Origin of the sequence: Mesorhizobium sp. M00.F.Ca.ET.216.01.1.1, assembly GCF_004010325.2 — a bacterium.
GTDB lineage: Bacteria > Pseudomonadota > Alphaproteobacteria > Rhizobiales > Rhizobiaceae > Mesorhizobium.
In genome coordinates, this window is the sequence record NZ_SADR02000010.1 from 51268 (window position 1) to 63335 (window position 12068).

The following is a 12068-nucleotide window of genomic DNA, read 5'->3' on the forward strand; positions in this document are numbered from 1 at the left end:
TCATGGCCAATCTGAACGATCACATGGGCAGGCCGATCGTTGCCGTCACCGGCATCGGCGTGGTGACATCGCTGGGCGTCGGCAAGGCCGACAACTGGGGCGCACTCACCGCAGGCCAATCCGGCATCCATCCGATCACCCGCTTTCCGGTCGATCATCTGAACACCCGTATCTCCGGGATGGTCGATTTTCTGCCATCGAGTTCGAAGGGAGCCAGCCTCCTGACCTACGAACTGGCCGAGACCGCCGCACAGGAAGCCGTAGCCGAGGCAGGTCTTAATTCCGGCGATTTCGGCGGACCACTTTTCCTCGCCTCACCGCCGGTCGAGCTAGACTGGAGCGAGCGCTTTTCGCTGTACAATTCCGACAAGCAGGACATCGGCGCCGAAAGGCTGCTTCGGGTAGCGCGCGGGCTGAAGGAATTCGCCATCTTCGAGACCACCCAGTTCGGTTCGATCGCCGACCGGCTCGCCGACCAGTTCGGTACGCGCGGCCTGCCGATCACGCTGTCGACCGCATGCGCCTCGGGCGCCACCGCGATCCAGCTTGGCGTCGAGGCGATCCGCCGCGGCGAATGTGACAGGGCGCTGTCGATCGGCGCCGACGGTTCGGCGACCGCCGAGGCGCTGATCCGTTTTTCGCTGCTCTCGGCGCTCTCGACCCATAACGACATTCCCGAAAAGGCATCCAAGCCGTTCTCCAAGGATCGCGACGGCTTCGTGCTGGCTGAGGGTTCGGGCGCGCTTGTGCTGGAATCGCTTGAGGCTGCGCTCGCCCGCGGCGCGACCGTTCTCGGCATATTGCGCGGCTGCGGCGAGAAGGCTGATGACTTCCATCGCACCCGCTCGAAGCCGGACGGCTCGCCGGCGATCGCGGCGGTTCGCGCCGCCCTGGCCGATGCCGGCTTGGGCGAAGACGAGATCGACTACGTCAACGCTCATGGCACCTCGACGCCGGAAAACGACAAGATGGAGCATCTGTCGCTGTCGACAGTGTTCGGCGAGCGGATCGGCTCGATGCCGATCTCCTCGAACAAGTCGATGATCGGCCACACGCTGTCGGCCGCCGGCGCGGTCGAGGCCGCATTTTCGCTGATGACCATGCGCGAAAGCGTCATCCCGCCGACTATCAACTACGACAATCCCGATCCGGCAATCGTGCTCGACTTGGTGCCGAACAAGAAACGCAATGCCGAGGTCGGCACGGTCCTGTCGAACTCCTTCGGCTTCGGTGGCCAGAACACCTGCCTTGTCATGGCGCGGGAACCGGTCTAAGCGACCGTTCCGTTCTAGCACTTTGTCGTGCGCATGATCCTTTCCGAAACGGATTCCGATTTCCGGGGTCATGCGCTACCTGGGATTTGGCATGCGCGCATTGCAACTGATCGAGGATCGTCGCCTTGAAACGGTGGACCTGCCGCCGCCTCCCCCGCCCTCGCTCGGCGAAGTGACGCTACGCATCAAGGCGGTGGCGCTGAACCACATCGACGTCTGGGGCTGGCGCGGCATGGCCTTCGCCAAGCGCAAGCTGCCGTTGGTCGTCGGCGCGGAAGCTTCCGGTGAGGTCGAAGCGGTCGGCGCCGGTGTATCCGGCCTTCTGCCCGGACAATTGGTGTCGATCTATGGCGCGCGCACCTGCGGACTTTGCCGTGCCTGCCGCGAAGGCCGCGACAATCTCTGCGAACATGTTTCCGGCGTTCACGGCTTCCACCTCGACGGCTTTGCGCAGGAAAAGATAAACCTGCCGGCACGCCTGCTGGTGCCTGCCCCGCCCGGCGTGACGGAGATCGGCGCGGCCGTCGCGCCCGTCACCTTCGGCACCGTCGAGCACATGCTGTTCGACAATGCCAGGCTGCAGCCCGGCGAGACCATCCTCGTCCATGCCGGCGGCTCGGGCATCGGCTCCGCTGCAATCCAGCTGGCGAAGAAGATGGGCTGCAGCGTGATCACCACGGTCGGTTCGAACGACAAGATCGACAAGGCAGTAGCGCTCGGCGCCGGCCACGTCATCAACTATCGAGAGGATCGTTTCGAAGGTATCGTGCGCAAGCTGACCAAGAAGAAGGGTGTCGACGTGGTGTTCGAGCATGTCGGCGCCGACACCTTTGCCGCCTCGATGCTGTGCCTGAAGCGCGGCGGGCGCCTGGTGACCTGCGGCTCCACCTCGGGCGTGTCGACGCAAATCAACCTGATGCAGCTGTTCCAGCAGCAGCTGAAGCTGCTCGGCTCGTTCGGTTGCCGCATGGAAAACATGGCCGACGCCATGCAGAAGATGGCTGCGGGACTGGTTTCGCCAGTGATCGACACCGAAGTGGGCTTCGACGAAATCGACGCCGCGCTGAAGCGCATGGAAGGCCGCGACGTGTTCGGCAAGATCATCCTGCGCGTCGGCTGAGGATGGTCGGCAGCCCCTTCAGGAAAGTCGGCAGGGACTTAGCGTTCCGCCATGGCAGGCGGCTTCGCCAGCTCAACTACTGGCTGGTCGCACGCGTCGCGATGATGATGATTTCGGTGCTGCGCCTGCTACCGGCCGACAAGGCGCTCAATTTCGCCGACCGTGTCGCCCGCCGCATCGGACCGCTGGTCGGTCGCCACCGCGTCGCCATCGACAATCTGCGCAAGGCCTATCCGGAAAAGAGCAACAGCGAGATCGAGGCCATTGCCTCCGACATGTGGGGCAACATGGCCCGCCTTGCCGCCGAATATGTCTTCCTCGACATTCTCTTCGACTACGATCCGAAGGCAGCGAAGCCTGGCCGGGTCGAGGTCAGCGGCATCGAGCATTTCGTGCAGATCGCCGGCGAGGCGAAGCCGCACATCCTGTTCACCGGCCATCTCGGCAATTTCGAATTGCTGCCGGTGGCGGCCGCCACTTTCGGCATGAAGATAACCGCGCTGTTTCGGCCGCCCAACAATCCATACCTGGCCGACTACATCCTCTCGACGCGCCGTTCGACGATGGGCGCCTTGCTGCCGTCTTCGGCCGGTGCCTCATTCGCGCTTGCGGCCATTCTGGAGAACGGCGGCAATATCGGCGTCCTGGTCGACCAGAAATTTTCGAGTGGACCCGAGACGACCTTCTTCGGCCGGCCATGCCAGAGCAATCCGGTGCTTGGCATTCTTGCCCGGCACTATGATTGCGATGTCTATCCGGCACGCTGCGTGCGGCTGCCGGGCAACCGTTTCCGGTTGGAGATCGAAAACCGGCTGATACTGCCGCGCAATGAGAGCGGTAGTATCGACGTCCCCTCCACCACCCAGCTTCTCAGCGACGTGGTCGAGCGCTGGGTGCGTGAGGAACCCGGCCAGTGGATGTGGTTCCACAAAAGGTGGGAGATCAGCGGCCGCCGGCGCAGCCGGCGTGGACGCGAATAAGATGCCGCTCGCCAGTAGCCGTAAGGCCACCTTTTGGTGGGCGCCAGCTTTAGTCTGTAACAACGATCCGTGTATTGCCGAAACCGGCTTCCCGCACCATCGAATAGAAGGTCGCGGCATTGGCGGTGTGCAGCCGAACACAGCCATGCGAGGCCGGGCGTCCAAGGTATCTCACCGCGCCCGTGCCGTGGATGGCATAGCCGCCGCGGAAAAACACCGAATAGGGCATCGGCGACATATGGTATTTGCGCGAGTACCACATCCGCGCCGTGCGTTGCGGCCGGTAGCTGCCGCGTGGGGTGAAGTAGCCTCTGCGGGCGGTGGAGACGTTCCACCGATAAAGCACCTGGCCATAGCGGCTGATGGTCATGGTCTGCGAAGACACATCGATGCTGGCCATGAGCCCGGCAGCCTTGCCTTCGATGGAGGTGCCGAACAGCATCGCTACCAGCGCCGCTGCCATGAGAACGGTTCTTTTCATGCGATTAAACCCCTTTGATAGCCCTTGGACTGCCCTTGCGTGCCCCCAACGCTGCTTTCATCTTTTTGACGGCAGGTGAGTGAAGTAACACACACTCCTTGACCAATTTGCCAATCCAAAGCGGTGAATTTGAACGATTTCCCGTAATAGTTGCCGCGACGACACGCATTGCCGACATGGCGGCAGGCTTGCAAAACCACCCCGTTCGCTGCTCAAATCGCCGGATGAACGAACGACTCCTGAAGGCAATCGATGACCGGGCCGATGATCTGGTCGCGCTGACCGCTGACCTGATCCGCTTTCCGACCATCAATCCGCCCGGCGAAGCTTATCGGCCATGCGCCGAATACATTGGTGCGCGACTGAAGAAGCGCGGTTTCGAAATCGAATTCATCCGCGCCGAAGGCACACCCGGCGACACCGATCGCTACCCGCGCGTTAACGTCGTCGCCCGCTTTGACGGCCGGTCACCCGGCGCCTGCGTGCATTTCAACTCGCATATCGACGTCGTCGAAACCGGGGTCGGCTGGACCGTCGATCCCTTTGCCGGCATCGTCAAGGACGGTAAGGTCTACGGTCGTGGTGCCTGCGACATGAAGGGTGGGCTTGCGGCCTCGATCATCGCCGCCGAAGCCTTCATGGAGGTTTTTCCGGACTTTCCGGGCGCCATCGAGATTTCCGGCACGGTCGATGAAGAGTCCGGCGGCTTCGGCGGCGTCGCTCATCTGGCGAAGCTCGGCTATTTCTCCAGCCCCAAGGTCGACCACGTCATCATCCCCGAGCCTCTGAACAAGGACCGCATTTGCCTTGGCCATCGCGGCGTCTGGTGGGCGGAGATCGAAACCAAGGGCAAGATCGCGCACGGCTCGATGCCGTTCCTCGGCGACAATGCGGTGCGCCACATGGGCGCCGTGCTGCAGGCCTTCGAGGACGAGTTGTTTCCCGCGCTCGACCGCAAGGTGACCCGCATGCCGGTGGTGCCCGAGGGGGCCAGGCGCTCGACCATGAACATCAATTCGATCCACGGCGGCCAGACCGAGGATTTCCGTCCCGGCCTGCCCTCGCCCAACGTGCCGGATTCCTGCCGGCTGACCATCGACCGCCGTTTTCTGCTCGAAGAGGAGCTGGGCAGGGTCAAGAGCGAGGTGACTGATATCCTCGACCGACTGAAGCGCGAGCGGAAGAAATTCGACTACGAGATCCGCGACCTCATGGAGGTGCTGCCGCTGATGACCGAGCGCGATGCGCCGGTGGTGAAGGCAGTGGCGCAAGGCATCATCGAGATCTTCGACCGCGAACCGGACTATGTGATTTCGCCCGGCACCTACGACCAGAAGCACGTTGCCCGCATCGGCCACATCTATGACTGCATTGCCTATGGTCCGGGTATTCTCGACCTCGCCCACCGGCCTGACGAATGGGTTGGGATCACCGATATGGTGGAGTCGGCCAAGGTGATGGCGATTGGGCTCAATGTGCTGCTCAGGGGCGCTGCCGCGGGATAATCCGGAAGCCAAGCGGAAAAAACATTTCTCCCGGCGCGGGCGGACAGCATGAAACGCAATTTACTCAGCAGCGAAATCACGCTTCTATCCACCGGGTTTTGAGCATGTTTTTGAGCACATTGGGAGTTGCACGATGAAATTGTGGAAAACCATTCTCGCTGCTGCGGCTCTGACGCTGGCCGCCGGAACCTCGGCGATGGCCGCACGCACCGACCTGGTCATCGGCATTACGCTCGAACCGCCGCACCTCGATCCGACCGCGGGTGCTGCGGCGGCGATCGACGAGGTGCTCTACGCCAATGTGTTCGAGGGCCTGACCCGCATCGGCCCGAATGGCGAAGTGCTGCCCGACCTGGCCGAAAGCTGGGCCATTTCCGATGACGGCAAGGTCTATACCTTCAAGCTGCATACCGGCGTCAAATTCCACGATGGTACCGACTTCAATGCCGACGACGTAAAATTCTCGCTCGATCGCGCCCGCGCCGCCAACTCCGTCAACGCGCAAAAGGGCCTGTTCGCAGCCATCGACAAGGTCGACGTGGTCGACCCGGCGACCGTGAAAGTCACGCTGAAGAACCCGCAGGGTTCCTTCCTCCACAATATGGGCTGGGGCGACGCGGTGATCGTGGCGCCGGAATCGGCCGACACCAACAAGGAAAAGCCTGTCGGCACCGGCCCGTTCAAGTTCCAGAGTTGGGCCAAGGGCTCGTCAATCACGCTGGTGAAATCCGACAATTACTGGGGCATACCGGCATTCCTGGACAAGGCCGAGTTCCGCATCGTCACGGATGCGGCGGTTGCCGTGCCGGCCCTGCTTTCCGGCGACGTTCAGGCCTTCCCTTTCTTCGATCCCGACAGCGTCGCGCAGATCAGGGACGACCCTCGCTTCAAGGTGGCGATCGGCTCGACCGAGGGCGAGACCATCCTCGCCATCAACAACAAGCAGCCGCCTTTCGACAAGCTGCTGGTCAGACAGGCGATTTCCTTTGCGCTCGACCGCAAGGCGATCATCGACGGCGCCTCGGCCGGGCTCGGCGTACCGATTGGCTCGCACATGTCGCCCGCCAGCAAGGCCTATGTCGATCTCACCGGCCTCTATCCGCACAATGTGGCGAAGGCCAAGGACCTGCTGAAGGAGGCCGGCCTGGAGAACGGCTTCAAGGCGACGCTGAAACTGCCGCCGCCGTCCTATGCGCGGCTTGGCGGCGAGATCATCGCCTCGCAGCTTCGCGACGTCGGCATCGATCTGGAAATTATCCCGGTCGAATGGGCGCAATGGCTGGATCAGGTGTTCACCAAGAAGGAATACGACCTGACCATCGTCTCCCACACCGAGCCCAACGACATCGATATCTATTCGCGCAAGGATTATTACTTCAACTACGACAATCCGGCCTTCGACAAGATCATCTCCGAGTTGAACCTCACCTCCGATGCGGCCAAGCGCATGACGCTGCTCGGCGAAGCGCAAAAGGTATTGGCCGACGATGCCGTGGTCGGCTTTCTCTACGAACTGCCGAAAGTCGGCGTCTGGGACGCCAAGCTGCAGGGCCTGTGGGAAAACGCGCCGATCCAGGCCAACGACCTGACCAAGGTGAAGTGGACCGAGTGAGGCGGCGGCCCCTGCACTTCCATGACCGCCTATCTCCTCAAACGTCTCACTATCGCCCTCGTCACGCTGGTTCTGGCCTCCATGGTGGTTTTCGCCGTGCTGGAGGTCATCCCCGGCGACCCGGCACGGCTGATGCTGGGCATGAACGCCAGCGCTGATCAGGTCGAATTGCTGCGCAACCAGATGGGCCTCAACGCTCCGCTCGCCCTGCGTTACTTACACTGGGCCGCCGGCCTGCTGAGCCTCGATTTCGGCCGTTCCTACACCTATTCGGTACCGGTCATCGACCTCGTCCGCGAGCGGATAATCGTCTCGCTGCCGCTTGCACTGATTGCACTCGTTCTCTCCACTGTCATCGCCATCCCGGTCGGGCTGTTTTCCGCCAGCCGGCGCGGGCGGGCTGGCGACACGATCGCGATGGGCGCCGCACAATTTGGCGTCGCCGTGCCGAACTTCTGGTTCGCGCTGATGCTGATCTACCTCTTTGCCGTCTGGCTGCGGCTGGTGCCGGCGGGTGGCTTTCCAGGCTGGAGCGCGGGTGTGTGGCCGGCGCTGAAATCGCTGCTCCTGCCGGCCATCGCGCTCGCCCTGCCGCAAGCGGCGATCCTCGCCCGCGTCGCCCGGTCGGCGCTGATCGAAGTGCTGCACGAGGACTACATCCGCACCGCGCGCGCCAAGGGCATGCCTTACCGCGCCGTGCTGTGGCGGCATGCGCTGCGCAACGCCATGATCCCGGTGCTGACCATCCTCGGCCTACAGTTCGCCTTCCTGCTTGCCGGCACCATCATCATCGAGAACGTCTTTTACCTCCCCGGCCTTGGCCGGCTGGTGTTCCAGGCGATCAACCAACGCGACCTGATCGTGGTCGAAGGTGTCGTCATGCTGCTGGTCGCCGCCGTCATTGCCGTCAACCTGGTTGTCGATCTCTCCTATGCGATCGTCGATCCGCGCCTGAGAAGCCGGCAATGACGCTGCACTTCGATATCCCCGAGGAAACCCTTGCCAGCATCCTGGCCAAGGCGTTCACCAATCGTTCGTTCCTCACCGGCTTCGTCATCACGGCGCTGGTAGCAGCCGTCGCCATCGTCTCCTACATCTGGACGCCCTACGACGTCACCAAATTGGTCATCGCCGACAAAACCCAAGGACCCTCGCTGGCGCACTGGTTCGGCACCGACCATTTTGGCCGCGACATCCTGTCGATGATCATGGTCGGTGCCCGCAACTCGATCGCTGTGGCGCTGGTCGCCGTCGGCATCGGCATGGGCGTCGGCGTGCCGCTCGGCGCCTTTGCCGCGGCGCGTGGCGGTATCGCCGACGAAGCGCTGATGCGGCTGAACGATCTCGTTTTCGCCTTCCCGGCCTTGCTCTCGGCGATCATGATCACCGCAATCTTCGGACCGGGCGCCATCAACGCCATCATTGCCATCGGCATCTTCAACATTCCAGTCTTCGCCCGCGTCGCACGTGCCGGCGCATTGGCGATCTGGCCGCGCGAATTCATCCTCGCTGCCCGCGCCGCCGGCAAGGGTGCGACGTTGATCACTATCGAACACATACTGCCAAACATCGCGACGCTGCTTTTGGTGCAAGGCACCATCCAGTTCGCACTGGGCATCTTGGCCGAAGCCGGGCTTTCCTATGTCGGCCTCGGCGCGCAGCCACCGATGCCGAGCTGGGGACGCATGCTGTTCGATGCGCAGACCCGCATGGTTGTGGCGCCATGGATGGCGCTGTTTCCGGGCATGGCGATCGTCGTCACCGTGCTTGGGCTGAACTTGCTCGGCGACGGTATCGCCGACATCCTCGATCCGAAGTCGCGGCGGCAGCGATGAGCCTGCTCGAAATCGAGAACCTGTCGCTGACCATCGGCAACACCCAGATCCTCAGGGATGTCGGGCTTTCTGTCGCATCTGGGGAGGTGATGGGGCTGGTCGGCGAATCCGGCTCGGGCAAGTCAATGACGGCACTGACGGTGATGCAGCTTCTGCCATGGGCGGCACGCGCCACCGGGCGCGTCACCTTCGACGGCATCGACATCCTTGCCGCTAGCGAAGACCAGATGTGCGCGCTGCGCGGCGACGACATCGGCATGGTGTTCCAGGAGCCGATGACGGCGCTGAACCCTGTAAAGACCATTGGCGAGCAGGTCGCCGAAGGCATCCGCTGGCACACCAAGGCAAGCCGCGCGGATGCCGAGGACCGCGCGCGAAAAATGCTCGACCGGGTCGGCCTGCCGGCGGCAAATTTCCCGCTGTCGCGCTACCCGCACGAGCTTTCCGGCGGCCAGCGCCAGCGCGTCGTCATCGCCATTGCCTGCGCGCTGAAGCCGAAGCTGCTGATCGCCGACGAGCCGACCACGGCACTCGACGTTGTGCTGCAGGCGCAGATCCTCGACCTGCTGCGCGACCTCGTGGCGGAAAACCGCATGGGGCTGCTGCTGATCTCGCACGACCTCGCTGTGGTGACCGAGATGGCGGACCGCATCACCATCCTGCGCCATGGCGAGGTGATGGAGGCCGGCGACACCGCACGCACGCTGTCCGAACAGCTCCATCCCTACACGCGCCAGCTGGCACAGGCCTCGATGCATGTGCCGGCTCGCGCCGAAGCGCACAATGCCGGATCGGGCAAGCCTCTGCTGCAGGTCGAAAGTGTGACGCGCGATTATCCCGGGCCGCGCACGTCCCTGTTCCGGCACTCGGCCCCGACTCGCGCCGTCGACGACGTGTCCTTCTCGATGGCGCCAGGCCAGTCGGTGGCGTTGGTCGGCCGCTCCGGTTGCGGCAAGTCCACGCTCGCCCGTATGATCCTGGCGCTGGACAAGTCGACAGCGGGAACGATCCGGTTTCGCGGCGAAACCGTCACCGGCAAGAGCGAGGCGGAGCTCAAGCCGGCGCGGCGCGACATGCAGGTGGTGTTCCAGGATCCCTACGGCTCCTTCGACCCGCGCCAGAAGGTCGAGAAGCTGGTCGCCGAACCGCTGCATGTGCTGGAGAAGAAGCCTGCGCCTGCCGAGCGGCGCGAGATGGTGGCCCATGCGTTGCATGAGGTCGGCCTTAGCCCACGCGACATGGACAAATATCCGCACGAGTTTTCGGGCGGCCAGCGGCAGCGTTTGTCGATCGCTCGCGCCATCATAACCCGGCCGAAACTGGTGGTCGCCGACGAGCCGGTCTCGGCGCTCGATGTTTCGATCCGCGCCCAGATTCTCGATCTCTTCGCCGAGCTCAACCAGAAGCTCGGCATCGCCTATCTGTTCATCACCCATGATCTGACCGTCGCCCGCGCCATAACCGATGAGGTGATGGTCATGCATGACGGCAGGATCGTCGAGCGCGGCAGGACGAGCGAGGTTCTCGATCATCCGCAATCCGAGGCGGCCAAGGCGCTGGTCGCCGCCGCGCCCGACCTGCATCGCGCGATCGCACGCAGACTACAGGAGGAGGGTTAGTCGGTTGGCTTCACCACGTCGACCGGGCTGATATCGAGCAGGTCGAGCGTGCGGCGCAAAAGCTGGACCTCGCTCCTGGCCAATTGCGAATCGGCCTTGGCGATCTCCGCCATATGGCGGGCGAGCAGCTTGCGCCGATTGACGTCGAGATCGCGAAACTGCGCGATGGCCTGCGAGCCGTTGGTCTCGTAGCCAAACTCGTTGAGATATTCGATGACGCTGTCGATGCTGGCTTCCGGAATGCCGAAGGCTTCCTTGCAGATGCGCCTGAAGGCGACCATTTCGCTCTCGCTGACCGACCCGTCGGCTAGGATCATGCGGAACAGCATGAGCAATTCCGCCGACAGCACCGGATCGTCGGCAACTTTGCGCACGCCGGGGTCGCCGTCGAAAATCGAGCGTATCTGGTCCAGCAATGCCATTGCCATCAGCGTCCCTTTCCTATTCGTCCATAGGTAGCGCGGAATCGGCCTTGCGCAAACGGGTCGGCTGTGGTCGAACGCACCTCATCTTCCCACCATTCCCGTAAAATCCCGCCACCCGCCCGATGTTCGATGTCACCACCCAGACCGTCGCCATGCTCGGCGCCGCCGCCTTCGCTGCCGGCTTCGTCGATGCGATCGCCGGCGGCGGTGGCTTGATCACCATTCCGGCGCTGCTTCTCGCGGGCTTCTCGCCGGTCGAGGCGCTGGGAACCAACAAGCTGCAAGGCATGTTCGGCTCCGGCTCGGCGACCATCCATTATGCTGCGAAAGGCCATGTCGACCTGCGCCGGCAATTTCCTTCAGCCTTACTGGCGCTCGTCGGAAGTGCCGTCGGCGCCTTGCTGGCGACGATTGTGCCGGGCGATCTCTTGCGGGCTCTCCTGCCCCTGCTGCTGATCGCCATCGCCCTTTATTTCGCCCTGAAGCCCAATATGGGCGACGTCGACCGCGCCCAGCGCCTGTCGCCGTTCCTGTTCGGGCTGACCGTCGTACCGGCGATCGGCTTTTATGACGGTCTGTTCGGGCCTGGGGCTGGTTCGTTCTATATGCTGGCCTTCGTCGCCCTCGCCGGCTTAGGCGTGCTCAAGGCGACCGCGCACACCAAGCTGCTCAACTTCGCCTCCAACATTGGCGGCTTCGTCGTCTTCGCTTCCGTCGGCGTCGTCTATTGGAAGATCGGCCTGATGATGGGCGCCGCCCAGTTCCTTGGCGCCCGCGTCGGCGCTGGCCTTGCCATCCGCAACGGCGCAAAATTGATCAAGCCGCTGCTGGTTATCGTCTGTCTGGCGCTGGCCGCGAAGCTGCTGGCCGACCCGGCAAACCCGCTGCGGGCGCTGATTGGTGTATGACAGCGCGCCTGATAGCATGCGGTTGTACGAATCATGTTGGAGGAGCCACACATGAATCTTAGTGCACCTACGCAGATCGTTTTTATTATTTCCCTTGTCATCGCCATTATCGGCGTTCTCGCCGCTTTTGGCCTTCTTGCGTTTATTCCTCTGGCTGCGGTGTGGATTGTCCTCATCGCCTACATTGTGCTTGCCGCCGGTTGCTTGATGCGCGGCGCCTGAGCACTCCAATCTCAGGCAACTCGAGGCGCCCGGCCGCCAAAGCCGGGCGCTTTTGATTTTGACTATTGGTCTGCAAACGAACCCGCC

The 12068-nt window shown here is 63.0% G+C and carries 12 protein-coding genes; 10 read left to right on the forward strand and 2 right to left on the reverse strand.

The genetic code is table 11. The features are described from left to right. The first annotated feature begins 2 nt into the window (after window positions 1-2). From EN859_RS14855 to EN859_RS14865, 3 genes are all read left to right on the forward strand, one after another. Window positions 3-1274, forward strand: coding sequence for a beta-ketoacyl-ACP synthase (locus EN859_RS14855; RefSeq protein WP_127853647.1), 1272 nt, complete (start codon window positions 3-5; stop codon window positions 1272-1274). Between the two features lie 91 nt (window positions 1275-1365). Continuing rightward, window positions 1366-2394, forward strand: a complete 1029-nt coding sequence (locus tag EN859_RS14860; RefSeq protein ID WP_127853648.1) for a zinc-binding dehydrogenase — start codon at window positions 1366-1368, stop codon at window positions 2392-2394. A gap of 2 nt (window positions 2395-2396) precedes the next feature. Further along, on the forward strand, window positions 2397-3374 hold the full coding sequence (locus EN859_RS14865) for a lipid A biosynthesis lauroyl acyltransferase (RefSeq protein WP_127853649.1): 978 nt from the start codon (window positions 2397-2399) through the stop codon (window positions 3372-3374). A gap of 49 nt (window positions 3375-3423) precedes the next feature. On the opposite strand, the gene EN859_RS14870 is transcribed toward EN859_RS14865, so the two are convergent. Further along, a complete protein-coding gene (locus tag EN859_RS14870) occupies window positions 3424-3855 on the reverse strand; it encodes a L,D-transpeptidase (RefSeq protein ID WP_127853650.1) in 432 nt (143 codons plus the stop codon). Window positions 3856-4079: 224 nt separating this feature from the next. Between EN859_RS14870 and EN859_RS14875 the strand changes: the two genes are divergently transcribed. From EN859_RS14875 to EN859_RS14895, 5 genes are all read left to right on the forward strand, one after another. Beyond that, a complete protein-coding gene (locus EN859_RS14875) occupies window positions 4080-5360 on the forward strand; it encodes an acetylornithine deacetylase/succinyl-diaminopimelate desuccinylase family protein (RefSeq protein ID WP_127853651.1) in 1281 nt (426 codons plus the stop codon). Between the two features lie 133 nt (window positions 5361-5493). Further along, window positions 5494-6972, forward strand: coding sequence for an ABC transporter substrate-binding protein (locus EN859_RS14880; RefSeq protein ID WP_127853652.1), 1479 nt, complete (start codon window positions 5494-5496; stop codon window positions 6970-6972). 21 nt (window positions 6973-6993) lie between these two features. Then, window positions 6994-7941, forward strand: a complete 948-nt coding sequence (locus tag EN859_RS14885; protein WP_127853653.1) for an ABC transporter permease — start codon at window positions 6994-6996, stop codon at window positions 7939-7941. Further along, window positions 7938-8807: an ABC transporter permease gene (locus EN859_RS14890; protein ID WP_127853654.1), complete on the forward strand. Its 870-nt coding sequence runs from the start codon at window positions 7938-7940 to the stop codon at window positions 8805-8807. The genes EN859_RS14885 and EN859_RS14890 overlap by 4 nt, the downstream gene beginning before the upstream one ends. After that, a complete protein-coding gene (locus EN859_RS14895) occupies window positions 8804-10426 on the forward strand; it encodes a dipeptide ABC transporter ATP-binding protein (protein WP_127853655.1) in 1623 nt (540 codons plus the stop codon). The genes EN859_RS14890 and EN859_RS14895 overlap by 4 nt, the downstream gene beginning before the upstream one ends. Here the strand turns inward: EN859_RS14895 and EN859_RS14900 are convergent. After that, entirely contained in the window at window positions 10423-10854 is a 432-nt protein-coding gene (locus tag EN859_RS14900) for a TerB family tellurite resistance protein (RefSeq protein WP_127853656.1), read from the reverse strand. The two genes, EN859_RS14895 and EN859_RS14900, sit on opposite strands and share 4 nt — an antisense overlap. A gap of 119 nt (window positions 10855-10973) precedes the next feature. On the opposite strand from EN859_RS14900, the gene EN859_RS14905 reads away from it, so the two are divergent. Both EN859_RS14905 and EN859_RS14910 read left to right on the forward strand, forming a co-directional pair. Continuing rightward, a complete protein-coding gene (locus EN859_RS14905) occupies window positions 10974-11759 on the forward strand; it encodes a TSUP family transporter (protein WP_127853657.1) in 786 nt (261 codons plus the stop codon). Between the two features lie 51 nt (window positions 11760-11810). Further along, the gene (locus tag EN859_RS14910; protein WP_127853658.1) at window positions 11811-11981 is read left to right on the forward strand and encodes a hypothetical protein; all 171 of its coding nucleotides are present in this window, start codon (window positions 11811-11813) and stop codon (window positions 11979-11981) included. The last annotated feature ends 87 nt before the right edge of the window (window positions 11982-12068 follow it).